Genomic DNA, 24050 nt, shown 5'->3' on the forward strand with positions numbered 1-24050 from the left:
GCCTCCTAACGACTACCTGTCACGCGTTAAAAACTTTTTTATCTCGTTTAGAGAAAAAGTATTCACGACATTTGCTTTTGGTGTCCAGCCTTTTCTTGCAGCTGTTACACCGACTTCCATATGATCCAGCATGGTGATATTGTGCGCATCTGTATTGATCATGATGTTCACACCTGCTTCGTTTGCTTTCATTAAATGCTCTGTTTTCAAATCAAGTCTTGATGGGTTGCTGTTGAGCTCTAGTGCAGTACCCGTTTTCTTCGCGAGCTCGATGAGCTGATCTATATTTAAGGCATAGCCGTCCCGTCTGCCGATCAAGCGGCCTGTTGGATGTGCAATTAAATCCACATGCTGATTTCGCAGGGCATTTTCAAGGCGCTCCATAATGACTTCCTCCGGCTGAGAGAAACTAGAATGGATTGACGCAATCACAAAATCCATCTCTGCTAAAAATTCATCATCATAATCTAATGATCCATCTGGGAGAATATCCATTTCAACCCCTTTGAAAATGTGAAAATGCTCGAATTCTTGATTCAGCTTGTCTATTTCCTTTGCTTGCAAACGTAAACGTTCTTTTGTTAAACCGTTTGCTACTTTTAAATATTGCGAGTGGTCTGTAATGGCCATGTATTCATAGCCCTTTGCGATACATGCCTCTGCCATTTCGCGAATAGAAAAAGCGCCGTCACTCCATGTCGAGTGCATATGAAGGTCGCCTTTGATATCTTTTAGCTCGACAAATTGCATACTTTCTTTATACGTATCAATCTCCGCTCCGGTTTCACGAATTTCTGGCGGAATGAGTGGAAGTTGAAAATGCGCATAAAAAGCGGTCTCATCTTCGAACGTTTTTACTTCTCCAGTTTCAATTGTTTCCACACCATATTCACTAATACGCTCTCCGCGTTCCTTCGCAAGCTGACGCATTCGAATATTGTGATCTTTTGAGCCAGTGAAATGGTGCAACGTTGTGGCAAATTGGTCTGTTGTCACAAGACGAAAATCTACACTGATCTCAAAATCAAGGGCAAGAATGACCGATACCTTCGTATCACCGCTTGCAATGACATCTTTGACATCATCAAGAGCCACAAGCTGTTCTCTCACTTGTTCAGGATCGTCTGTCGCAATAATATAATCTAAATCTTTAACAGTTTCCCGTGCACGTCTTAAACTTCCAGCTCTTGAAAAACGGATGATGCCCTTCATCTGTTCAAGCGCATGATCAATCCGCTCTGCCACATCTAATGCAAAGCCAATGGGCAGTCGTTCTGGCTGCTTTCCTGCCTCCTCCAGAGCTGCGAGAATCTTTTCTTCTGTTTTTTTGCCGAAGCCAGCAAGCGCTTGTACTTTTTCCGCTTCGCATGCTTCTTTTAACGATTGTGCATCGTGAACACCAAGCTCTTTGTAAAGCTTAGCAATCTTCTTCCCGCCGAGTCCCTGCAATTTTAAAAGCGGAACAAGTCCTTCAGGCACCTCTTTTTTTAATTGTTCGAGTGTTTCAGACTGTCCTTTTTCGATATACTCTGTGATTACGGCAAAGGTTCCTTTTCCAATGCCGGGTAATGCTAATAGGTCATCTATTTGAGAAAGGCTGCGGTCATCTTGTTCCAGTGCCGCTGCTGCTTTACGAAAGGCAGAAATTTTAAAAGGATTATCTCCTTTTAGCTCCATATATACTGCGATTGTTTCAAGAAGTTTGATAATATCTTTTTTATTCATCTCTCATCCTCCAGCCGCTTTGGCATCTTCCTATATAAATATACAAACTTTCCCTTCATCCTACAACTTTCTGTCATGGAATGAGAAAAAACTTCTCCAGGAAAGGAGAAGTTTTTAAACTCCATACGTCGACCATAGGTCTTTGACCAGACCGGACAAGTAAGGGGTGTGACTTACGATCACATCTGCTAACATTGATTTGCTCATCATTGTCTGCAGTGCATCTACTGGAAGTAATGCAGCGACAAACAATAGAATAAACACAAATAGATAGGTTTCAAGAAATCCTAAAACACCGCCAAGCAGTTTGTTCACCTGCTTAATCACAGGTATACTTGCAATGGTTGTGAGCAATCCGCCAATGATGGCGAGCAGGATTTTTGTCAAGATAAACAGAATGATAAACGCAATGGTATTATAATAAGCTGTTTCTAGATTTCCACTAAAGAAAGCAAGCTGCGCTTGACCGCCGCTAAAATTAGGTGCTGGAATCCACGTAAGCTGTGGTGCAAGTGACTGATAAAACAAGGAAGCCACTAAGATAGAAACAACAAAGCTGATCAATTTAATAAATTGAAGAATAAACCCGCGTTTTAGACCGACAAGCGTTCCCATAAGAAGCAAAAACAAAATGATGATATCGATCACGGTAATTTCATTCCTTTTCTTTAAGCTGAATCTCTAGTTTTTCGCATTGCTCTTTTAATTTCAAGTAGTCGTGGACGACATTGACTGCTGTCAGTACAGCTAATTTGTTTATATCAAGGTATGGATTTTTTTCATTTATTTCTCTCATTTTATCATCAACAATTGACGCAACATGCCGCATATGCATCTTCGTTTCTTGACCGATGATCGTATAGGACTGTCCGTAAATCTCAACTGTTGTTTTCGTTTTACCGCCGTCAGACAACGTTTCTCCTCCATTCCACGAGAATCCTAGTCTCTATCATAACATGTTTAGACATTGAATGGAAAGACGAGCCCTTACCTGTTATGGTACACTTTAGAAATCAATGATATCAAGGTAAAAAGGAGTTATCCACTGTGCCCCAATCTGTTTTAAAAGCAACATCAGAAGACCTTCAAAAGATGAAGAGCGCATATGCGCATCATTTAACTGACACTTTGCCGCCAGGCGCCCTCTTTCAAGCAAAAGTTCCTGGCTGTACGATTACAGCCTATCGATCTGGAAAAGTGCTGTTTCAAGGACAAAAGGCCGAAGCGGAGGCCAGTCAGTTCAGCCATTTACAAGCAGCTGATACGAAAAGTCAAAAAGCACCTTCTGTTACAAAATACAGCCCGCCGCCCGGCATTGCTTCCATGTCGGTCATCGGTTCAGATGAAGTAGGTACAGGTGATTATTTTGGACCGATGACCGTCTGTGCGGCCTATGTCGATGCCAGTCAGCTTGCTCTAATGAAAGAGCTTGGCGTGAAAGATTCAAAAGGACTAAAGGACCCGCAAATTATCAGCATTGCCAAAGATCTCATCAAAACCATTCCATTCAGCCTTCTCGTTCTCCGAAATGAAAAGTACAATACGATGCAGGAAAAGGGCATGAGTCAAGGAAAAATGAAGGCACTGCTTCATAACCAAGTCATCACCTCTGTGCTAGAAAAACTTGACGGGAAGCAGCCTGAAGCCATTTTAATTGACCAATTTGCCGAACCAGGCATTTATTTCAGGCATCTTGCTGGGAAAAAAATCATTCGGGAGCGGACGTACTTTAGTACAAAAGCAGAAGGCATCCATTTGTCAGTAGCTGCGGCTTCCATTATCGCAAGGTATGCCTTTTTAATTGAGATGGATAAATTATCAAAAGCAGCAGGCTTTGACATTCCAAAAGGAGCCGGTCCTCATGTAGACAAGGCAGCCGCCAAACTTATCAAGCTGCATGGCGAAGATGCTTTACGTCAATTTACAAAGCTGCATTTTGCCAACACACAAAAAGCGAAAAAATGGTTATAAAAAAAGCTAGGGCTCATATGGCCCCAGCTTTTTTTCTTTAACCGCGCAAGACAGCTTGATACGTATCTTCTAGTGCTTTTAATACCTTTGTATGAACAGCCGTCACTTCTTCCTCTGTCAACGTTTGTTCAGGGTTTAAATATTGAAGAGAGAATGCAACAGACTTCTTGCCTTCTTCCATATGTTCTCCTTCATACACATCAAAGACGGATAGGTCTGTGAGTAAATGACCACCTGCTTCATAGATGACACGCTCCAACTGTCCACTTGAGATATGCTGATCAACAACAAGTGCAATATCTCTTGTCACAGCAGGGAATCTCGGAATCGCTGTATATTTCATATCCTTCGTTTCAGACGTCATCACATCTGTTAAATCAAATTCAAAGACATACGTTTCTTTTAAATCCAATTCCTTTTCAATAACTGGATGCAGTGCCGCAACAAAGCCAATCACTTTTCCATTTAAGTGAACATCTGCTGTACGTCCTGGGTGAAGACCCTCACGCTCTGCTTGAACATATGTGATTTGGTCTGACACACCAAGCTTTTCGAACAGACCTTCCGCAATCCCTTTCGCTACATAAAAATCGACGGCTTTTTTCTCGCCCTGCCAAAGATTTTTATGCCATAAGCCTGTCAGCGCACCAGCAACATGCTCTTTTTCCACTGGCTTTGCTCCTTCAGTTTCTGCTAAGAAAACAGAGCCCGTTTCATAAAATCCAAATGAGTCAGCTTGTCTTGCCAAGTTATATGCTACAGAATCAAGTAAGTTTGGCAAAAGACTTTGTCTCAGCACACTGCGTTCCTCACTCATTGGCAGAGAAAGTCTCGTTTTATAAGCTGGATGCAGTGCAAAAGCTGTAGACTTCTGCTGATTCGTCAATGAATACGTGATCGCTTGAGAAAGCCCTGCACCCTCTAAGAAACGTCTCACCTTTCTGCGCTTCACTTGATATGGCGTGAGACCACCAACTGTACCAGCTGTCGCAGGCAGTGTAGATGGAATATTATCGTAGCCGTATAATCTAGCAACTTCCTCAATGAGGTCTTCTTCAATCGTAATATCCATTCTGCGAGAAGGAACCGTTACGACAAGAACATCATTGGATTCGCCAACTGTAAAGCCTAGTTTGTTGAAAATCTGAATCATATCTTCTTTTGAAATGCTCATTCCAAGTACCTTATTCACACGCTCAGTGGATACGTGAATGACATTCATATTTGCTTCAAGGTGATTTTCCTCAACTGTACCACTTAACACTTCACCGCCTGCATAGATGCTGATCAATTGGGCGGCTCTTTCTGCTGCCGGTTTCGTACGCTGAGGATCGAGCCCTTTTTCAAATCGTGTGCTTGATTCACTGCGAAGTCCTAAGTCTCTAGATGCTTGACGAACTGTTTGACCGTTGAAATATGCCGCTTCTAATAGAATCGTTGTCGTCTCGTCACGGACCTCTGATTCAAGACCGCCCATGACGCCTGCTACAGCTTGCGCTTTCGTCCCATTAGTGATGACAAGATGCTTTGATGACAATGTACGCTCTTGCTCATCTAGTGTTTGAATGATTTCGCTGTCAGACGCTTTTCGTACAACCACCTGCTTTGAACCAAAGCGGTCATAATCAAAGGCATGAAGCGGCTGACCGTATTCAAGCAGTACAAAGTTTGTAATATCCACGACGTTGTTAATTGGGCGGATACCTGCATTCATCAGTCTTGTTTGCATCCAAAGCGGTGCTGGACCAATCTTTACATTTTTAATGATTTTCGCTGCATAAAGAGGATTTGCTTCTTGATCCTCAATTTTAACAGCAATATAGTCTGCTGCTTTTTCAGATGAAGTGTTATGTGATGTATCAGGAAGCTTGATATCTCTTCCTAGAATGGCTGCAACCTCATAAGCGACACCTAGCATATTAAGGGCATCAGCACGGTTTGGTGTTAAGCCAAGCTCAAGTACCGCATCATCTAATTGAAGTGCTTGAAGAGCGTCATCCCCTGGTTTCACGTCATTCGGGAAAACAAAAATGCCTTCTGCATATTCCTTTGGTACGAGTTTGCTCTCTACTCCTAATTCTTGCAAAGAACAAATCATGCCATGAGACTCTTCGCCGCGCAGCTTTGCTTTTTTAATTTTAAAGTTGCCTGGAAGAACTGCGCCAACCGTTGCGACGGCCACATGCTGTCCTTTATCCACATTCGGAGCTCCGCAAATAATTTGCACCGGTGTGTCTGCGCCGATATCAACAAGACATTTGTTTAATTTATCCGCATTCGGATGCTGTTCACGCTCAATAACGTGTCCAACGACAACCCCTTTGATGCCTTCACCTTTATACTCAACGGCTTCCACTTCAATACCGCTTCTAGTGATTTTTTCTGCTAATTCATCCGGCTGGATGCCCTCTAAATCGACATAGTCTTCTAACCATTTATATGAAACAAACATGTTGATTTCCTCCTCTTAGTCCTGCTTGAATTGCTTCGTGAATCTAATGTCATTTGTGTAGAAATGGCGAATATCATCAATGCCGTATTTCAACATCGCAATCCGTTCAACACCCATTCCAAAAGCAAAGCCTTGGTAAGTTTCTGGATCAAATCCGCTCATTTTCAGGACATTCGGATGAACCATCCCTGCACCTAAAATCTCAATCCAGCCTGTTCCTTTACATACAGAACAGCCTTTCCCGCCGCATTTAAAGCAAGACACATCGACTTCGACAGATGGTTCTGTGAATGGGAAAAAGCTTGGACGCAGTCTAATTTCACGATCTTCACCAAACATTTTTCTTGCGACTGTCTCCAGCGTTCCTTTTAGATCACTCATGCTAATATTGTGATCGACGACAAGCCCTTCAATTTGCATGAATTGATGTGAATGAGTCGCGTCATCGCTGTCACGTCTATATACTTTCCCAGGACAGATGATCTTCACAGGACCTTGTCCTTTATATTTTTCAAGTGTACGTGCTTGAACTGGTGACGTTTGTGTTCTCATCAGTGTATCTTCGGTAATATAGAAGCTGTCCTGCATATCACGTGCCGGATGCTCCTTTGGAAGATTCAGTGCTTCAAAGTTATAGTAATCGGTTTCCACCTCAGGACCTTCTTCAACGGTATAGCCCATTCCAATAAATAAATCTTCAATATCTTCGACAACTATCGTTAATGGATGTCTTGCTCCCATTTTAATTGGACTTGCCGGCAAAGTAACATCGATCGTTTGAGAAGCAAGTTTTTTCTTCACTTCTTCTGCTTCCAGCTGTTCATTTTTTTCAGCAATGGCACCAGCAATCTGCTCTCTTACTTCGTTTGCGAGTGCACCCATTTTCGGTCTTTCTTCTGCGGAGAGCTTGCCCATTCCGCGAAGTACTTCTGTAATCGGTCCTTTTTTCCCTAAATATTGAACACGAATGTCATTGACCTCTTTGAGCGAGCTAGCTGCTTCAACCTTCGCTATCGCCTCTGTTTCAAGCTGTTTTAACGTTTCTTGCATGAGTGTAATCCTCCTTTTGATATACAAAACCGCTCGGATAAACGGCTGTTTGATCGTTTGAAGACAATAAAAAAACCCGTTCCTCCAAAAAAGAAGGGACGAGTTGTGGTCGCGGTACCACCCTTGTTAAGCACAAATGCATGTGCGAATAAGCTTCATTGACATAACGGAATCAAACGAATCCGGTTCACCTTTACGCAAAGTTTGCGGTCCCGGTGACAACTCCAGAGGTGAATTCCTGTTTCAGCATTCCTTGAACGCACTTTCAGTCTACGATGCATTCTCCCTATAAGGCTGCTTTTTGAAACAATCTTCCTCTATCATGGTTTTTAAAATATTAGTTTCATTATAGTGAAAATGTGCACATGATGCAACACTATCCGCGCAAATGATAGACAAGAACAGCGGCTGCAACAGCCACATTTAATGATTCTGCCTGGCCATACATTGGTACATATAAATTCTGGTCAGTCATTTGCAGAATCTCTGGATCAATACCTGCTCCTTCATTACCAACAATTAATGCAAACGGGCCTTCTGCCGTTACGCTTCTAAACTCTTTCGCATCTTTTAAGGCGCTTCCGTATACAGGTATGCCTTGTTCTTTCAGTTCCGTGATCGCCTGTTGAAGGGTCTGCTTTATAATAGGCAGGTGAAAATGAGATCCTTGTGCCGAACGGAGCGTTTTTCCGTTAAACGCATCGACTGTCCCATCTCCTAAAATGACAGCATCAAGACCAGCGGCATCTGCTGTCCGAATGAGTGTGCCTAAATTCCCTGGATCCTGCACTGCGTCTAATAGAAGAATCCGTTCATACTTCTTTTCTTCAAAAACAGGAACTGTACAGACCGCGGCAATATGCTGAGGCGTTTCCGTTTCTGTCATTGCAGAAAAGGCTTCTTCACTCAGTTCGTAAAGCTCAATGTCAGTCTCGATATGAGAAGGCAGCCTATCAGGAGATGTGACCATTAATTCCTTCACAATCCCGCTCTTTAATGCTTCTTCAACTAAGTGTATTCCTTCAACGAGAAACAGCCCCGTTTTCGTTCGTTCTTTTTTCGTATGGAGCTTTTTCCACTGTTTAATGTTTGTGTTTTTAGCTGATTCTATATATTTCAAGCGACTTTAACTCCTTTAAATATCATGAATTTATTATATCTCATGCACACTACATAATAAACCTGTCTTTGAGACAGAATAGGGCTATTACCATCAAAAAAGGAGTGTGGGCAATGGATTTTAATTTAAGAGGTGCAGTCATTCAAAACATTACTGGCCATAATCAAGAGCAGCTTGAACATACGATTTTAGATGCCATTCAAAGCGGCGAGGAGAAAATGTTGCCGGGCCTTGGCGTGTTGTTCGAGGTGCTATGGCAAGAAGCATCAGAAAACGAAAAAAATGAAATCCTTGAAACATTAGAACAAGGCTTAAAGCCTCAGCAGCAGCAATAAAACAAGCCGGTTTGCTTATGACAGCAAGCCGGCCTTTTTTATTTAGCCAGTGATAGGTGTCTCCATCCGAAGCGCTGGATCACGCCAGATTTCGACCCATTTTTTAATCGCAAACACAATAATCACAAATCCTAAGATGAGCATGATGATCGAAAGCACCGCATTCAGCACGCTGTAGCCGGACGCTTCAGGATTGAGATAGACATTCGCTACCATCCAATAGCCCGCATAATTCACTGTCACATATAAGTAAGCAAGCGGAATTAAACAAGTCAGCATATATCGCCTTTTATCTGCAATTTTTAATACAACGGTTGCACCAATAATTAACCCGACTGAGGCCATTAACTGGTTTGAAACTCCAAACAGCGCCCAAATAGACCCGATGTCACCTGAGTAAAGTAAGTATCCCCACATAAAACAAGCAAGTGCACTTGCAAATACCGATCCAGGTATCCAGTCATTTCGTTTAAGCGGTTTATATGCTTCGCCAAAGAAGTCTTGAATTAAATAGCGTGCCACACGTGTTCCTGCATCAATCGCGGTTAAAATAAAGACAGCTTCAAACATAATAACGAATTGAAAGAAATAAGAAGCCAAATGGCTAAAGAATGGGATTCCCGTAAAGATGTACGCCATTCCGACAGCTAATGTCACGGCACCACCGGTTCTTCCTTCTAAATCAAGGCCGATTTCCTTACTCAGCTGCGGAAGGTTCTCGACGCTCATACCAAGTGTTCGAAACACTTCTGGCGTACTGTTAATCGCAAAATAATCTCCTGGATGCAGAGCCGTAGCGGCAATTAAAGCCATAATCCCAACTAAGCATTCTACTAGCATTGCACCAAATGCAACAGGTTTCATATCACTCCAGCGATCCAGCATTTTAGGTGTTGTCCCTGAACCAACAAATGCGTGGAAACCAGAGATGGCACCGCAAGCAATCGTAATCGAAATAAATGGCCAGACTGGACCAGCTAAAACAGGCCCTCCTCCATTCACAAACTCTGTAAACGCCGGGAATTGAATGGATGGATTCACCACAAAGATTCCAGCAATCAGCGCAATGAATACACCAATTTTCATAAAACTACTTAAATAGTCCCTCGGTGCGAGCAGCAGCCAAACAGGCAAAGCAGCAGCAAAAAAGGCATAGATCGGCAGGGCAAGAGCAAGGGTTTTTGTATCAAGTGTTAAAAAATCACCTAGTGCCGTCCCTTGAATATTTGGCCCAAGGAATACACCCAGCATCAGCAAAATAAATCCCGCAGATGTTGCGAGCTTTAAATTGCCTGTTTTTTTATAATACAGACCAACCCCCATCGCAATGGGAATCGTAATTCCGACTGCAAATGTCCCCCAAGGGTTACGTTCTAAAGCATGAAGCACAACCATAGACAGGCCTGCCATTGTGATCGTAATAATAAACAGCATCGCAAGCCCTGTACAAAATCCAGCAACAGGTCCGAGCTCTTCCTTTGCTACCTCTGATAATGATTTCCCTTTTTTTCGCATCGATGCAAATAAGACGACAAGATCATGTACAGCTCCGCCTATAACTGCACCAATTAAAAGCCAAAGGAGACCAGGTAAATAACCAAATTGTGCGGCTAAAATTGGACCTACTAATGGACCAGCAGCTGCAATCGCAGCAAAGTGATGCCCAAATGTGACCCATTTATTTGTCGGCACATAATCTTTCCCGTCCTCTAGCAGGTGAGCCGGTGTAGGATGATCATCTGTGACCTTTAATACCTTGACCATCATAAATGTGCCATAAAGACGATAGGCAATTGCTAAAATACACATAGACCCTATGACAATTGTAACCGCATTCATTTAACCATCCCCTTCTTATAAACAATTTGTTACAAATATAACATAAATTGATTGATTTTTCTTTCTTTTAAAACCGAGTTGACAAATAAGAATAATGTGTTTATTCTTAAGGTAGCTTCACCTACTTCCATAAACTCTCTTTTGACAGGGCATTCTCTAGGCTCTGTCCTTTTTATTGATTTCATCTTACAAAAATAAAAGCTGGATCACATGTGCCTTATTCACTAGAAAATATTCTCTTCTTTTTTGGAAAACAGTTCTTTTGACGCTACTTGCAAATCAACGGTCATTTCCTGGGAAATTCAATGGAACAAAAAAAGCCTTTCCCCTCTACTGAAGGAAAGGCTTTCCTATTAAGAACCGTACGTAATCTGTTCGACGGTTTTTTGATCAAGTCTTTTGATTACTTCTGTTAAAAGCTTCACTGCATTTTCATAATCATCTCGGTGAATCATTGCGGCATGGGTATGAATGTATCTGCTCGGAATCCCGATAGATAGTGATGGAACACCATGACCTGTTAAATGGATACCACCAGCATCTGTGCCACCGCCAGGCATTGAGTCATATTGATAAGGTATGTTCAATTCATCCGCTGTTTGGACAACAAAATCACGAAGCCCTTTATGAGATACCATTGAAGCATCAAAGACAACAATCGTTGGCCCTTTGCCAAGCTTGCTTGTCGCTTCTTTCTCAGTGATACCCGGTGTATCGCCTGCTACACCCACATCAATGGCAAAGCCAATATCGGGCTGAATCGTAGCCGCTGCTGTTTTGGCTCCGCGCAGTCCTACTTCCTCTTGGACAGTTGCAACGCTGTAAGCAATATTCTCATGCTGAGCATTTTGTAAGTTTTTCATGACATCAATGGCCACTGCACAGCCAATGCGGTTGTCCCATGCTTTTGCAAGGAGCATTTTTTCATCATTCATCACTGTAAATTCAAAGTAAGGTACGATTTGATCTCCAGGCAGCACACCCCACTCCATTGCCTGTTCTTTACTTGAAGCCCCAATGTCAATAAACATATCTGTAATTTCAATTGACTTTTTGCGAGCTTCAGGTGACAGCACGTGTGGTGGCTTTGAGCCAATCACACCTGTGATGTCTCCCTTTTTCGTCACAATGGTCACACGCTGCGCGAGCATAACCTGTGACCACCAGCCGCCGACTGTTTGAAAACGAATGTAACCTTTGTCATCAATTTTTGTCACCATAAATCCTACTTCATCTAAGTGACCAGCAAGCATAATCTTAGGTCCGTTTGCGTTTCCTTCCTTCTTAGCGATCAAGCTGCCAAGGCGGTCTGTAGAGATTTCATCTGCATATGATTCTATGTATGTCTGCATGACTTTTTTGACATCACGTTCATTTCCTGGAATCCCTTTTGCATCCGTTAGGTCTTTCAGCATAGTTAATGTTTGATCAAGCTTTGTCATTCCATTTATCCTCCTTTATCTTCATGGTGCATTCTTATTATACAAAACCTTTTTCGTTCAATACGATCTTTTTATGAATATTTTTTCGATTAACGAAATATTTTTTTAAAAAAAGTTGAAACCTTTTGGCATTTTCATTCGTAGTACATCAGATAACGGTATTGGAGGTGCATCCTGTCATGTTTGTAATCCTCATGAGACTTGCTCTTGTTGCACTGCTTGTCTACATCTTCTACATGGCGGTAAAATTCTTCTCAAATCCGAGAAGAAAGCTGAAACAAGCACAATTAAAAGAAGGTTTTTATTTTATGGACGAACAGCAAAATGCGCGCAAAAATTTTAATTTCGTCTATAAAGGTGTCTTGTTTGAAGGGGAGAAGCACGTTCCTTCTAAGGATCATCCTCTGTTTGTCCACTCCATTTACGTTTGGACGGAGTCACCTGAGAAGCTAAGTGAATTTACATTAGAAGACTTTGAAAAACTGGAGGAAAACATTATCGAGCGTTATCCTCAAACAAAAATTGATTGGGATCAGCCTATTAAAAAAATCAAACAAAAAAAAGGAGCAGACACGCCGTCTTGATGGCGTCTGCTCCTTTTTCAGATCAACTGGATATATCCTAATACGATCAACTGCAAAATAATTAATATAGGCATGCCAATTTGAAAGGCAGGATGCTTTGTTTTATGGCGGAAATACTGCATCCCTAGATACGATCCAGCAGCGCCAAACAGTACCGCTGCACTCCATAAGTGCGCCTCTGAAATTCTCCATTTATGTGCTTTGGCCCGGCGTTTGTCCTCTCCCATAAGAAAAAAACCATAGCCATTCACCAAAATAAGCAGCAGGATTAAAGCCATATTCATTCATATCACCTCACATGATGAGAAAAAAAGATCACCCCTCGAAGGAATGATCTTTTATAAAACTTACTTGTCTAGTTGTGCTTTTGCAGCATCAGCAAGCTGATTGAATGCATTTAGGTCATTCACAGCAAGGTCAGCAAGCATTTTGCGGTTTACTTCGATACCAGAAAGCTTTAAGCCATGCATTAAACGGCTGTAAGAAAGACCGTTCATACGAGCTGCAGCATTGATACGAGTGATCCATAGTTTACGGAAGTCACGTTTTTTCTGACGACGGTCACGGAAAGCGTAGTTTCCAGATTTCATCACCTGTTGGTTTGCTACTTTGTATAATCTATGTTTTGAACCGAAATAACCTTTTGCTAATTTAAGAACCTTTTTACGACGCTGACGCGACACAGTTCCGCCTTTTACTCTTGGCATTGTAATTCCCTCCTATGTTTCCTATTCCAGATTACTTAATGTTTGCAAGTTGTTGTTTGATACGTTTGAAATCTCCAGCACTTACGATTGCGCTCTTACGCAATTTACGTTTTTGCTTTGTAGATTTGTTAGCGAACAAGTGACTTGTGTACGCATGAGAACGTTTAAGTTTACCAGAACCTGTTTTTTTGAAACGTTTAGCAGATCCGCGGTGAGTTTTCATTTTTGGCATTGGATGTTTCCTCCCTCTGTTACTTTACTTTTCGACTTTTGGTGCAAGCATGAGGAACATGCTACGTCCGTCCATCTTAGGTTTTGTTTCTACTGTTGCTACTTCAGCGCAAGCTTCAGAGAAACGGTCTAACACGCGCTGTCCGATTTCTTTATGCGTAATCGCACGGCCTTTAAAGCGGATAGAAGCTTTCACTTTATCTCCCTTTTCAAGGAATTTGATTGCATTACGGAGCTTCGTGTTAAAATCATGTTCATCGATTGTCGGGCTCAACCGAACTTCTTTTAAGCTAATGATTTTTTGATTCTTACGTGCCTCTTTTTCCTTCTTCTGCTGTTCGAATCGGAACTTACCATAGTCCATGATTCGGCAAACAGGTGGTTTTGCATTTGCAGCAACTAACACAAGGTCAAGATTAGCTTTAGCAGCAATTTCCAGAGCTTCCTGGCGGGTTTTAATCCCCAGCTGATCGCCATTTTGTCCGATCAAACGAACTTCACGCGCACGAATACCTTCATTAACTAATTGATCTTTGCTAATAGTGAGCCACCTCCATGAGATTTTGAATTGAGTTCACAATTCATTTTGACCATTTCGTTGTATGTTTTACAGGCAAACAAAAAGTGTGGGCATATAAAACACCCACACTGCGAACATTTGCATGAAAAAATAAATGTACGGTCAACCTGTCAACTACAAACATGTGTCAATCAGGTGAGAAGCGGGTGCTTCTGCTTGTGATATCTATTCAATTCGTTAATTATTCTACACAATTTTCATTTGTCCGTCAAGTAACCGAACTCTTGAAACAACTTTTTCATTTTAGCATGATGAGATGAATTGGGCAAGTCTTTTTCAAACAATGACGCTATTAAAGGATCAATTGCATAAAGATCGGGATGACAATAACGGTCACAACCCCTACAACCACAACAGCGATGCTTGCCATAGCGGCTTCTACTTCACCCATCTCAATTCCAACAGAAACGCCAAGCGCATGTCCTGATGTACCAAGTGCAAGACCCTTTGCCACTGGGTTTTTAATACGAAATAATTTTAAGAAGAAGGCACCTAGTGCATAGACAATGACTGCATTAAATATAACCGCAAAGGCTGTGATATCGGCGATTCCACCAATATCTTTTGCAATCGGAAGAGCAATTGCTGTTGTCGCTGCTTGTGGAAGCATGCTTTTCATCACAGCTGCATCAAGATGAATCCCTTTTGCTACGACATACACGATCGTAATGGAACAAAGTGAACCTACAAATATAGCGGATAAAATTTGCCACCAATATTTTTTCAGCAAGGCTCGCTGCTTATAAAGCGGAATGGCAAAAGCAATGGTAGCAGGCTCTAAGAAAAACTTGATAATCTTGCCGCCCTCATTATAATCTGCATAGGAAAAACCGCCGACTTTCAAAAATAAAATGCCCAGCACCATCGCCACAAACAGCGGGGTGAACAGGAAGAAACCTTTTGATTTTTTAAATAAGAACGTCCCTATTCCAAAAGCGACTAATGAGACGACAATGCCAAAATAAGGACTCATCGTACTTGTACCCATTTTGCATCTCTCCTTTAATGCGTACTTGAAGCTGGTTTATTTGAATGAGAAGGAGCAGATTTACTCTCCTTTGTCTCTTTACGTTTCTGCGGTCTTTCTGATAATTGCATAAGAAGCTGCGTGAACAGCCCTGTCGCTGCAAGTAACATAATGGTTGCAATGATAATGACGCCGACTACTTGCACACCTACTTCTTGCATAACACCTAGTGATTGAATGACCGAGATTCCAGAGGGAACAAATAGAAAGCTAATGAGTCCTGTCAATGATGTACCTAATTGCTCCACCTGCTCCAGTTTGACGATTTTCGTTGTTAACAGAACAAATAATAGAACCAAACCAATCACGGATGCGGGCATCGGGATCGGCAAATACATTGAAATGAGATTAGAAATGAACATTACGGTTGCAAAAATAAATGCTTGAGATAGAAATCCATATACTTTCGTGGCACTCATGCCCTTTCACCTCTTTCTTCGACTGCCCTCAGTATACGGCATGAAATAAACGAATAAAGCGTTTACAATAAAACTCACCAGATTCAATGACTGAAATGCAAAAAACGAGTATTGAAATACAAAGAAAAAAAGCCGCCCTATTCTAGCAGGAGCGACTTCTTTAATTCTTTCGCATATGTACGGCTGACTGGAATGATTGATCCGTCTGTCATATGTAGATTATATGTCGAGTTAAACCATGGCTGTACTTCCTTCATATGAGAGGTGTTCACGATATAGCTTCGATGAACCCTCATAAAATAAGCTTCAGGCAATTTCTTTTCGATGACCACGAGTGGTTCTGTGACCTCATACATGTGATCTTTTGTTTTTACGACCTTTTTTCCTTCACTGAGTCCAACATACATGATCTCTTCCACTTGCAGGATAACAATTGAGTCATCGACTGAGATCGCTAATTTTTGCTGGTGGGGTATTTTCTCATCTGGCAGCTGATGCTCTTGCGTTTCAGCAGATTTCCATTTTTTAAACTTTTGGATGGTCTGGAGCAGCCGCTCTTCGTCAAATGGTTTTGTTAAGTAATCAAGCGCACTTACCTCAAACGCCTTCAGCGCATATTGATCAAAAGCTGTCGCAAATACAATCGCTGGCGGATTAGACATTCGGTTGAGCCTTTTGGCAATATCAAATCCGTTTTCACCAGATAAATCAATGTCTAAAAAGAGCAGATCCGGCTTATGATCGACCATCCGGTCAAAAGCCGATTCTATATTTTCTGCTTCCTCTATTTGAACATCCTCTTTCGTTCTTCGTAATAAGTATTTTAATTCATCTCTTGCTAACACTTCATCATCTACGATTAATACCTTCATCAACGAGAATCATCCTTTTTTACATAGTCAATTGGAATGAGAAATGAGATGTCTGTGCCTTGGTCACTATGAATGGATAAAGCGGCTTGTCTGCCAAAAATTCCTCTTAACCGCTGATCCAAATTATAAAGGGCCGTACCCGTTCCTTCTAGTGATTCGACAGGCGCTTTTAATAGCTGATCCTTCTTGTCCTCTTCGATCCCCTGTCCATTATCTGCCACTTTCATATAGACATGTCCATCTTTCATCAAAGCGGATACGATGACTTCACAATTCGTTTGATGTTTAGGAAAAGCATGTCTCACTGCGTTTTCAACAAGCACCTGAAGCACAAAGGGCGGAATCATCACCTGCTCCAGCTCCTTTTCAATTTGAAAGGCCACATGATATTTATTTGGAAACCTCGCTTGTTCAAGTGACAAATATGCCTCTACATGCTGAATCTCTTTATGCATTGGAATCAGGAGCTGACGGGCACCTTGCAAATTTGAGCGGAAATAAATACTCAGCTGCAGCAGCAGCTTCCTTGCCATCTCCACATTCGTTCTGCACAAAACAGAGATGGTATTAATGGCGTTAAATAAAAAGTGCGGATTCACTTGTGCTTGAAGTGCTTTGATCTCTGCATCTTTTAACAGACGGCTCTGGGTTTCTGCCTCTCCAAGCTCAAGCTGTGTTGAAAACAGCATCGCCAAACCTTCTGCAAGCTCCTCTTCCACCCTGCTTAATCCAACTGGAGAGTTAAAGTACATTTTTAACGTTCCGATCGTTTGACCATTAGAGGTGAGCGGCAGCACAATCGCCGCTTCAAGAGGGCAATGCGCAACGGAACAATTAATTTCATCTTTCGAATGCGCCTTCATAATTTTACCGCTCATCAATACTTGTCTCGACAGCCCTGTAATCAGGCTTTTAGACGGAATATGATGGTCCGTTCCATCTCCGACATGCGCTAAAATCTTTTCTGTATCTGTTAAGGAGACCGCATCTGTTTCCGTTAACCGATGAATGATCTCAGCTACACTTTTACACGACTGTTCATTTAACCCTTGGCGGAAAAAAGGCAGCGTTTGATCGGCGATCGAAAATACACGATGTGTCTGCATCGCCTTTGCCTGCTCTTCTTGCCGAATGACTGACTGTAAAATTGATAAAAAGATAAAGCTGCCGATCCCATTCACCAAGATCATCGGCAGGGCAATAATACTGACAAGCCCCCATGCATCAGCAAATGGCCTTGCAAACAGAAGAATAATGATCATCTGTAATGATTCCATCGCCACACCAAAAAGAGCTGCTTGGCGCGGAGTCACCATTCGATTTTTCCGCTTAAACCGGCTGCCAACATAACCTGCAATGATACCCGCTAAAATTGAAGAAATGGCACAGCTGAGTGCCGTGCTCCCTCCTAGTGAATAGCGATGGAGCCCAGCTAAAAGCCCTGCACCAATCCCAACAAACGGTCCACCGATCAAACCGCCCATTTCAATCCCCATAATTCTCGTATTGGCGATAGAGCTTGACGAACCAAGATGATAAGAAAACTCATGATTCATGATGATTTGCTGCTGGATTTCAATTCCTGTGTAATTGCTGATAATACTAAAAGAGGCAAAAATAAAGACAAGAATTGCTTTTTTCCGAAATCCTTGATTATGAAGCAATAGATTGCGAAAGCCCTTCACATGGGCAAGCACAAAGCCTAAAATAACGATGATCCCTACACGCTCGATCATCATAATAATTAAATGAAGCAAACCAGCCACCTCAATTGATGTATGTCTTCTCTACTGTCTTTCTATTCTATCATGTGCGGTCAATGATCAAAGATCTCTCAAATCTTTTCTTTATTGCCCTCTCCTTCTATTGTAAAATGAACATGAGCCTGTCACTTGCAATTGAAGGTAACACATACATAACAAGGGAGAAGATCATGAAAGCCGTATTTTTCGATTTAGATGATACTTTGCTTTGGGATGAAAAAAGCATTCACACAACTTTTCAGGAAACTTGCCGGGAAGCGGAAAAGAAATATGGACTTGATCCAGAATCGTTTGAACAGATTGTACGTGAAGAAGCAAGAAAGCTGTACTCTTCCTATGAAACATATGATTATACTGTCATGATCGGCATTAATCCTTTCGAAGGACTGTGGTCCAATTTTAGTGAACCGATTAGCGAAGGCTTTCAAAAACTGAACGCCCTTGCGCCAGAGTATCGCAAAAACGCTTGGACCAATGGCTTAAAAGCAGCAGGAATCGACGATGAGGCATTTGGACAATATTTGGCTGATTTCTTTGCAGCAGAGCGCAGAAAACGCCCATATGTCTATGAAGAAACATATCCTGTTTTAGACCGTCTGAAAGGCAGCTACGAATTGCTCCTTTTAACAAACGGAGATCCTAGTCTTCAAAAGGAAAAACTTGCTGGTGTCCCTGAGCTTGCACCTTATTTTAATGAGATTGTGATTTCAGGAGATTACGGGAAAGGCAAGCCTGACCCTGGTATCTTTGAGCACTGCCTTCAGCTGTTAAACCTCACAAAAGACGAAGTCATCATGGTTGGAGATAATCCAAAAACAGATATTCTCGGCGCCTCTCGTGTTGGCATCCAAACCGTTTGGATCAACCGCCATGACAAGAAAAATGAAACAGATGTGACACCTGATTATGAAATCAAAGACTTACATGAATTGTTTGATATATTAAAATAGAACAAAAACACCCTTTCTGATGAGATTGGGTGTTTTTGTTCTTCAGCTAAACAATCGCCGCTAAATTTTGTGCTTGCCGGTCTAAGCCGCGGGCTGCTTCTCCTACGATGATGAATTCCTCGCTTGCCTGTTTTACAAGATCCCGGTTTGTAAACACGGTTGTCTTTGCCCGGCTTGTTCCGCTGCTGACCTTCTCTACTTCTGTATGAATCGCCTTCACATATCGATCTACCTTGACAATCGCTTCTTTTGAATCTGTCGCAAGCTTTCGAATTTCTGCAGCCACCACACTAAAGCCATTACCATAGGAACCCGCATGTGCCGCTTCGATTGCCGCATTTAAGGCGAGCAGCTGGGTTTGCGAGGAAATGCTGTTAATGGTTGCAGCAATGGAGCTGATGGAGTCTACTTGCTCCATTAATCCTTCTAGCAGGCTCATATTTTGATCGGTTTCGTTTGCTATATGATCAAAGGAAGCGTTGACACTTCGACTATGCTGGATGCCCACTTCTGCACGCTCCATTAATTTCGCAGACATCTCCTTTAAATCTTCCACGACCTGTTTCATTTTATTTTCTCTCTCCGTAATATCTGTCGCCACTTTGACAACACCCACTACGTTTCCTACTTCATTTCGAACAGGTGAATATGTCGCTTCAAGCCATAAGCTGCTGCCGTTTTTTGTGATCCGCTGCACTTTTTCCTGAAAGACTTGACCTTCTCTCAAATGCTTCCAAAACGTGTGATAGCTTGTATGTTCTGCAATATGCGGAGGACAGAACTGTTTATGTTTAAGGCCGATCATCTCTGGCTTAGAATATCCCATGGCTTTTGCAAAAATATCGTTCACCCATAGAACTTCACCTTTCACATTAAATTCAATCATTGCCAGTGAGTGCTCTAATGCACGAAGAACAGCTGCTTGCTCCAATACTTGTGACGATAAAGTGTTTGTTGTTTGCATCATTGCTTTCATTCCCCCAATTTGTCTCGAACCATTAGTACATACTTACCCATACTTTTGTACTAGCTAAACGTATCTTTTCAAGAATTGGATCAATTGTGGAGGATGTTTTTCAAAAAGAAAAAAGCCAGTGATCTCAAAAGAATCACTGGCTGCTAATTATTTTTTCGCTTCTGCTACTGCATGTTTTACAAAGGCTTCGAGATCCATTGTTTCTGAATCTTGTTCCCCGTATTTTCTTACATTGACAGCGCCATTTTCTGCTTCTTGATCTCCGACGACAAGCATGTACGGAATCTTTTGCATTTGCGCTTCTCTAATTTTGTATCCGATCTTTTCATCACGGCTGTCAAGCTCTACACGAAGACCTTCAAGCTGTAAACGTTCTTGTACTTTTTTCGCATAGTCTAAATGAACAGACGGTGAAACCGGAATGACCTGGAACTGTACAGGCGCCAGCCATGTTGGAAGGGCTCCTTTGTATTCTTCAATTAAGAAGGCAACGAAGCGTTCCATTGTAGAGACAACGCCTCTATGAATCACGACTGGACGATGGTGCTTTCCATCTTCTCCGATATATGTGAGATCAAAGCGTTCTGGAAGTAAGAAATCAAGCTGTACAGTGGATAATGTCTCTTCTTTTCCAAGAGCTGTCTTCACTTGTACATCAAGCTTCGGACCATAAAATGCCGCTTCGCCTTCTGCTTCATAATAGTCATGACCAAGCTCGTCCATTGCATCCTTCAGCATCGATTGTGCTTTATTCCACATTGCATCATCATCGAAATACTTCTCCGTATCTTCTGGATCACGGTAAGATAAACGGAATGTATAATCATTCAAGCCAAAGTCTTGATACACTTCTTCAATTAAACGGACTGTGCGGATGAACTCATCTTTAATTTGATCTGGACGAACAAAGATGTGTGCATCGTTTAATGTCATACCACGAACACGCTGAAGACCGGATAAGGCACCTGACATTTCATAGCGGTGCATTGTACCAAGCTCTGCAATACGAATTGGCAATTCACGATAGCTATGCGGCTCGTTTTTATAAATCATCATATGGTGCGGACAGTTCATTGGACGAAGAACAAGATCTTCGTTGTCCATTTCCATCACTGGGAACATGTCATCTTGATAATGCGCCCAGTGTCCTGATGTTTTATACAATTCGACATTCGCAAGAACTGGTGTGTACACATGCTCATAGCCAAGACGCACTTCTTTATCGACAATGTAACGTTCAATAACGCGGCGGATCGTTGCGCCTTTTGGCAGCCAAAGCGGTAGACCTTGACCTACCTTTTGAGAGTTCGCAAACAGTTTGAGCTCTTTTCCTAGTTTACGGTGATCGCGTTCTTTCGCTTCTTCGAGCAGACGTAAGTGCTCATTTAAATCTTCTTTGTTGAAGAAAGCTGTTCCGTAAATGCGTTGAAGCATTTGGTTGTTACTGTCGCCTCTCCAGTATGCACCTGCAAGGCTTAACAGTTTGAACTCTTTAATTTTCCCTGTAGACGGCAAGTGAATTCCGCGGCAGAGGTCAAAGAATTCACCCTGCTCATAAATGGTGACAGCTTCACCTTCTGGGATCGCTTCTAACAGCTCAAGCTTCAATTCATCACCAATGGCTTCAAAGCGCTTTTTCGCTTCTTCTCTTGATACTTCAATACGCTCAATCGGCAGATTGCTGTTAATGATTTTTTTCATTTCTTTTTCAATCTTTGGTAAGTCTTCAGGTGTAATGGCAACATCAATGTCTACATCATAGTAGAAGCCATTTTCAATCACAGGACCTACGCCGAACTGAACGTGATGCTCTTTTCCATACAGGCGTTTGATCGCTTGTGCTAGTAAATGGGCTGTGCTGTGACGCATAATGTCGAGTGCTTCTTCACTTTTATCTGTGATGATCTCGATTGTTCCGCTTTCTAATAGCGGCGTACGCAGATCTATTTCTTTGCCGTTCAATTTACCGGCAAGTGCTTTTTTCTTTAGGCCCGGGCTAATTGATGCCGCGATGTCTTCTGTTGTAGCTGTTTTGTCAAACTCCTTGACTGCTCCATCTGGAAATGTAAGTTGAATTTGTTCTGACATCTCTGGTCACTCCTTTTTTTGGCAATATAAAAACCCCGCCCCCTGGAAAGGGACGAGGTTGAATAAACGGAATCGTGGTTCCACCCTTTTTCCCGTATTTACACCTTGCTTTTTCATAAGCAAATACGGCTTGTGTTTCGATAACGGGAATTCCCGTCAGCCATTACTAAAAAGTTCACAGCTGATGTTCAAAGGTGGTAAAGCAAATGGTCCTCTACTAGGAAGCTTTCAGCCGCGGCTTCCCTCTCTTTAAGCGGGTATTCATTCGTTCATGTCCTTATCAATACGGTCTCTGTATGCAGTTACACCGTATTATAAAACGTTTTTTCATGAAAATCAAGAAAGCTTTTTACTTTTCTTGTCGAAATGGTCATCTACAAATTGAACATTCTGCTCTTGGAACGAATGAGGCGGGAACACCTCGACTCTTTCTTGAAAAATATTTTGAATGGTTTGCACCATCGAGTGACCCGTATCATTTGTAAATAAGTCAATCTTTTGCGGTGCAATGGATACGAGCGGTGCAATCAGCTGCGAATCAATATACATTGGATGCTCTCTTACAAACTGTCTGTCTATGTATTGTTTTTGATCACGCTCAGAAGCGTAGCGAAATTCCCAAATCACCAAGCGGTCCTGATGCACAACATGTACTTTTTCAAGCTTAGGCTCTCTTGCCATCACATAGTCTCGAAGGGATTGAATGAAGTTTTGATATTCTTGCTCCATTTTATATTCTTCAATAGATACTTCAACATAGTTCTTCAGCCTTCGGTCATACTCTGCCAGCCTAAATGTCATAAATGAACCAATTGAAAAAATACCTTGCTGTAAAGAAATCGTCTCAAGCTCCTTTTTTAACAGAGCTTCTCTCGACGGCTCTTGATGAATGCCGGGAATATCATCTAAATCCCCGTTCATAATGCTGTGGGCGATGGAAAGAATTTGGTGCTGTTCTTCTGGATCTTTAAATAAATAGGTGTTTTCAAGAATGCTGCGCATACGCTCATTTTCTTTGCATTCCAAAAAAAAGTGAACCAGTAATGGCCGCACAATGTGCTCAAGTGCTTCTTTTGATTCCTTCGCCTCTATGAGAAGCCGGTCTTTCCCTTGTTGAATTGACATGTGATGCCGACTGTCCAAGTGTTCAGCAAGATGTAAAAAAGCGGCGGTATCATATTCATCTTCAAAGATTATTTCAAGCATGTTTGTCCCCCCTAACGACATCTGTTACATATATATGGGGAGAACATAAAAAATAGACGCCTAAAATAAATCAGGCATCTTTCTTTTTAATATGAGTGGAACAGAGATAAAGATCAAATAAATCAAACAAACAACTGCTAAGGCAGCATAATTGCCGCTGACAAAGCTTGAACCGAGAACATTTAACGCAACTGTACCCGGTATTAAGCCTAAAAAGGTGGCTGCCACAAATGCACGGTAATTCGCACGCGAAGCGGCTGCCGCATAGCTGACAAAATCAAAATGAATCGGTGCAATACGCAATAACAAAATATAAAGAAATCCATGCTCCTGAATGCGGGACGTCACCGCTTTCAGCTTCCGGCTGTTTGATTCCGTTTTCTTCTTTTTGGCACGAAAAGTTGAAGCAATCAGGAAGGAGCCTGTTGCCCCGGCTGTAGCACCAACAAGGGCATAAATCGTTCCAAGGACACTGCCGAATGCCAAACCTGCTGCCAGCGAAAAAACCGTAATAGGGACAAGAACAAACGGCCGAAAAAGAGATAAGAAAAGAAAAACAAAGGGAGCCAGCATGCCAAATTGAAGCACCCAATTCTTCACATCTTTCGGCGCGAGCTGAAGATGCTGTTTGTTCAGCCACCACAGCACAGCAGCAAGAACGCCAATCACGAGAAAAAGCAGCCATTTTCTTTTGTTCATTTCATTTGCTCCTC

General features: G+C 42.0%; 24 protein-coding genes and 2 other annotated features. Of the genes, 4 read left to right on the forward strand and 20 right to left on the reverse strand.

The window, feature by feature from the left end:
- Positions 1 to 12: 12 nt before the first annotated feature.
- The 3 genes from polX to zapA all read right to left on the reverse strand — a co-directional run bounded on the left by polX (position 13) and on the right by zapA (position 2638).
- Positions 13 to 1725, reverse strand: coding sequence for a DNA polymerase/3'-5' exonuclease PolX (gene polX / locus AKG37_RS03430; protein ID WP_060697568.1), 1713 nt, complete (start codon positions 1723 to 1725; stop codon positions 13 to 15).
- A gap of 114 nt (positions 1726 to 1839) precedes the next feature.
- A complete protein-coding gene (locus tag AKG37_RS03435; RefSeq protein ID WP_060697569.1) occupies positions 1840 to 2373 on the reverse strand; it encodes a CvpA family protein in 534 nt (177 codons plus the stop codon).
- A 7-nt stretch (positions 2374 to 2380) separates the two neighbouring features.
- Positions 2381 to 2638: a cell division protein ZapA gene (gene zapA, locus AKG37_RS03440; RefSeq protein WP_060697570.1), complete on the reverse strand. Its 258-nt coding sequence runs from the start codon at positions 2636 to 2638 to the stop codon at positions 2381 to 2383.
- A 134-nt stretch (positions 2639 to 2772) separates the two neighbouring features.
- On the opposite strand from zapA, the gene rnhC reads away from it, so the two are divergent.
- Positions 2773 to 3696: a ribonuclease HIII gene (rnhC, locus tag AKG37_RS03445; protein WP_077233677.1), complete on the forward strand. Its 924-nt coding sequence runs from the start codon at positions 2773 to 2775 to the stop codon at positions 3694 to 3696.
- 37 nt (positions 3697 to 3733) lie between these two features.
- Here the strand turns inward: rnhC and pheT are convergent, their stop codons facing one another.
- The 3 genes from pheT to AKG37_RS03460 form a co-directional block, all read right to left on the reverse strand.
- Entirely contained in the window at positions 3734 to 6148 is a 2415-nt protein-coding gene (pheT, locus tag AKG37_RS03450; protein ID WP_060697571.1) for a phenylalanine--tRNA ligase subunit beta, read from the reverse strand.
- A 15-nt stretch (positions 6149 to 6163) separates the two neighbouring features.
- Positions 6164 to 7198, reverse strand: a complete 1035-nt coding sequence (pheS, locus tag AKG37_RS03455) for a phenylalanine--tRNA ligase subunit alpha (protein ID WP_039180518.1) — start codon at positions 7196 to 7198, stop codon at positions 6164 to 6166.
- 376 nt (positions 7199 to 7574) lie between these two features.
- Positions 7575 to 8318, reverse strand: a complete 744-nt coding sequence (locus AKG37_RS03460) for a TrmH family RNA methyltransferase (protein ID WP_060697572.1) — start codon at positions 8316 to 8318, stop codon at positions 7575 to 7577.
- A 113-nt stretch (positions 8319 to 8431) separates the two neighbouring features.
- Between AKG37_RS03460 and sspI the strand changes: the two genes are divergently transcribed.
- Positions 8432 to 8653, forward strand: a complete 222-nt coding sequence (gene sspI, locus AKG37_RS03465) for a small acid-soluble spore protein SspI (protein WP_024425725.1) — start codon at positions 8432 to 8434, stop codon at positions 8651 to 8653.
- A 42-nt stretch (positions 8654 to 8695) separates the two neighbouring features.
- Here the strand turns inward: sspI and cstA are convergent, their stop codons facing one another.
- Together cstA and AKG37_RS03475 are read right to left on the reverse strand one after the other, a co-directional pair.
- Positions 8696 to 10492 carry a carbon starvation protein CstA gene (gene cstA, locus AKG37_RS03470; RefSeq protein ID WP_060697573.1) on the reverse strand — a complete coding sequence of 599 codons (1797 nt, stop codon included), beginning with the start codon at positions 10490 to 10492 and terminating at the stop codon, positions 8696 to 8698.
- Between the two features lie 353 nt (positions 10493 to 10845).
- Positions 10846 to 11934, reverse strand: coding sequence for a M42 family metallopeptidase (locus tag AKG37_RS03475; protein ID WP_060697574.1), 1089 nt, complete (start codon positions 11932 to 11934; stop codon positions 10846 to 10848).
- Between the two features lie 179 nt (positions 11935 to 12113).
- On the opposite strand from AKG37_RS03475, the gene AKG37_RS03480 reads away from it, so the two are divergent.
- Positions 12114 to 12518, forward strand: a complete 405-nt coding sequence (locus AKG37_RS03480) for a hypothetical protein (RefSeq protein ID WP_024426127.1) — start codon at positions 12114 to 12116, stop codon at positions 12516 to 12518.
- Between the two features lie 17 nt (positions 12519 to 12535).
- Here the strand turns inward: AKG37_RS03480 and AKG37_RS03485 are convergent, their stop codons facing one another.
- The 8 genes from AKG37_RS03485 to AKG37_RS03520 form a co-directional block, all read right to left on the reverse strand.
- The gene (locus AKG37_RS03485; RefSeq protein WP_060697575.1) at positions 12536 to 12802 is read right to left on the reverse strand and encodes a DUF1294 domain-containing protein; all 267 of its coding nucleotides are present in this window, start codon (positions 12800 to 12802) and stop codon (positions 12536 to 12538) included.
- A gap of 63 nt (positions 12803 to 12865) precedes the next feature.
- Positions 12866 to 13225, reverse strand: a complete 360-nt coding sequence (gene rplT, locus AKG37_RS03490; protein ID WP_007501659.1) for a 50S ribosomal protein L20 — start codon at positions 13223 to 13225, stop codon at positions 12866 to 12868.
- 31 nt (positions 13226 to 13256) lie between these two features.
- Positions 13257 to 13457: a 50S ribosomal protein L35 gene (rpmI, locus tag AKG37_RS03495; RefSeq protein ID WP_003216324.1), complete on the reverse strand. Its 201-nt coding sequence runs from the start codon at positions 13455 to 13457 to the stop codon at positions 13257 to 13259.
- A 24-nt stretch (positions 13458 to 13481) separates the two neighbouring features.
- Entirely contained in the window at positions 13482 to 13997 is a 516-nt protein-coding gene (infC, locus tag AKG37_RS03500) for a translation initiation factor IF-3 (RefSeq protein WP_024425720.1), read from the reverse strand.
- Between the two features lie 71 nt (positions 13998 to 14068).
- Positions 14069 to 14200 (reverse strand) — a sequence feature (ribosomal protein L20 leader region).
- Between the two features lie 128 nt (positions 14201 to 14328).
- The gene (gene lrgB, locus AKG37_RS03505; RefSeq protein ID WP_193391690.1) at positions 14329 to 15024 is read right to left on the reverse strand and encodes an antiholin-like protein LrgB; all 696 of its coding nucleotides are present in this window, start codon (positions 15022 to 15024) and stop codon (positions 14329 to 14331) included.
- A gap of 14 nt (positions 15025 to 15038) precedes the next feature.
- Complete coding sequence (lrgA, locus tag AKG37_RS03510; RefSeq protein WP_060697576.1) at positions 15039 to 15482, reverse strand: antiholin-like murein hydrolase modulator LrgA; 444 nt, start codon at positions 15480 to 15482, stop codon at positions 15039 to 15041.
- A gap of 137 nt (positions 15483 to 15619) precedes the next feature.
- A complete protein-coding gene (locus AKG37_RS03515) occupies positions 15620 to 16357 on the reverse strand; it encodes a LytR/AlgR family response regulator transcription factor (RefSeq protein ID WP_060697577.1) in 738 nt (245 codons plus the stop codon).
- Positions 16354 to 18111: a sensor histidine kinase gene (locus tag AKG37_RS03520; RefSeq protein WP_060697578.1), complete on the reverse strand. Its 1758-nt coding sequence runs from the start codon at positions 18109 to 18111 to the stop codon at positions 16354 to 16356. The genes AKG37_RS03515 and AKG37_RS03520 overlap by 4 nt, the downstream gene beginning before the upstream one ends.
- Positions 18112 to 18287: 176 nt before the next feature.
- Between AKG37_RS03520 and AKG37_RS03525 the strand changes: the two genes are divergently transcribed.
- A complete protein-coding gene (locus AKG37_RS03525; RefSeq protein WP_060697579.1) occupies positions 18288 to 19067 on the forward strand; it encodes an HAD family hydrolase in 780 nt (259 codons plus the stop codon).
- Positions 19068 to 19113: 46 nt separating this feature from the next.
- On the opposite strand, the gene AKG37_RS03530 is transcribed toward AKG37_RS03525, so the two are convergent.
- From AKG37_RS03530 to AKG37_RS03545, 4 genes are all read right to left on the reverse strand, one after another.
- The gene (locus tag AKG37_RS03530) at positions 19114 to 20034 is read right to left on the reverse strand and encodes a methyl-accepting chemotaxis protein (RefSeq protein ID WP_060697580.1); all 921 of its coding nucleotides are present in this window, start codon (positions 20032 to 20034) and stop codon (positions 19114 to 19116) included.
- Positions 20035 to 20190: 156 nt separating this feature from the next.
- Complete coding sequence (gene thrS, locus AKG37_RS03535) at positions 20191 to 22131, reverse strand: threonine--tRNA ligase (RefSeq protein WP_060697581.1); 1941 nt, start codon at positions 22129 to 22131, stop codon at positions 20191 to 20193.
- 45 nt (positions 22132 to 22176) lie between these two features.
- Positions 22177 to 22424: a binding site (T-box leader), on the reverse strand.
- 43 nt (positions 22425 to 22467) lie between these two features.
- Positions 22468 to 23337 carry a putative sporulation protein YtxC gene (gene ytxC / locus AKG37_RS03540; RefSeq protein ID WP_060697582.1) on the reverse strand — a complete coding sequence of 290 codons (870 nt, stop codon included), beginning with the start codon at positions 23335 to 23337 and terminating at the stop codon, positions 22468 to 22470.
- Positions 23338 to 23397: 60 nt separating this feature from the next.
- On the reverse strand, positions 23398 to 24036 hold the full coding sequence (locus AKG37_RS03545; RefSeq protein WP_060697767.1) for a TVP38/TMEM64 family protein: 639 nt from the start codon (positions 24034 to 24036) through the stop codon (positions 23398 to 23400).
- Between the last annotated feature and the right edge of the window lie 14 nt (positions 24037 to 24050).

Source organism: Bacillus australimaris, from assembly GCF_001307105.1.
Taxonomy (GTDB): domain Bacteria; phylum Bacillota; class Bacilli; order Bacillales; family Bacillaceae; genus Bacillus; species Bacillus australimaris.

Coding starts and splice junctions, on each gene's coding strand:
- polX (WP_060697568.1), bottom strand. CDS start 1,725: ATGAATAAAAAAGATATTATCAAACTTCTTGAAACAATCGCAGTATAT.
- pheT (WP_060697571.1), bottom strand. CDS start 6,148: ATGTTTGTTTCATATAAATGGTTAGAAGACTATGTCGATTTAGAGGGC.
- pheS (WP_039180518.1), bottom strand. CDS start 7,198: ATGCAAGAAACGTTAAAACAGCTTGAAACAGAGGCGATAGCGAAGGTT.
- sspI (WP_024425725.1), top strand. CDS start 8,432: ATGGATTTTAATTTAAGAGGTGCAGTCATTCAAAACATTACTGGCCAT.
- cstA (WP_060697573.1), bottom strand. CDS start 10,492: ATGAATGCGGTTACAATTGTCATAGGGTCTATGTGTATTTTAGCAATT.
- AKG37_RS03475 (WP_060697574.1), bottom strand. CDS start 11,934: ATGACAAAGCTTGATCAAACATTAACTATGCTGAAAGACCTAACGGAT.
- AKG37_RS03480 (WP_024426127.1), top strand. CDS start 12,114: ATGTTTGTAATCCTCATGAGACTTGCTCTTGTTGCACTGCTTGTCTAC.
- AKG37_RS03485 (WP_060697575.1), bottom strand. CDS start 12,802: ATGAATATGGCTTTAATCCTGCTGCTTATTTTGGTGAATGGCTATGGT.
- rplT (WP_007501659.1), bottom strand. CDS start 13,225: ATGCCAAGAGTAAAAGGCGGAACTGTGTCGCGTCAGCGTCGTAAAAAG.
- rpmI (WP_003216324.1), bottom strand. CDS start 13,457: ATGCCAAAAATGAAAACTCACCGCGGATCTGCTAAACGTTTCAAAAAA.
- lrgB (WP_193391690.1), bottom strand. CDS start 15,024: ATGGGTACAAGTACGATGAGTCCTTATTTTGGCATTGTCGTCTCATTA.
- lrgA (WP_060697576.1), bottom strand. CDS start 15,482: ATGAGTGCCACGAAAGTATATGGATTTCTATCTCAAGCATTTATTTTT.
- AKG37_RS03525 (WP_060697579.1), top strand. CDS start 18,288: ATGAAAGCCGTATTTTTCGATTTAGATGATACTTTGCTTTGGGATGAA.
- AKG37_RS03530 (WP_060697580.1), bottom strand. CDS start 20,034: ATGATGCAAACAACAAACACTTTATCGTCACAAGTATTGGAGCAAGCA.
- thrS (WP_060697581.1), bottom strand. CDS start 22,131: ATGTCAGAACAAATTCAACTTACATTTCCAGATGGAGCAGTCAAGGAG.
- ytxC (WP_060697582.1), bottom strand. CDS start 23,337: ATGCTTGAAATAATCTTTGAAGATGAATATGATACCGCCGCTTTTTTA.
- AKG37_RS03545 (WP_060697767.1), bottom strand. CDS start 24,036: ATGAACAAAAGAAAATGGCTGCTTTTTCTCGTGATTGGCGTTCTTGCT.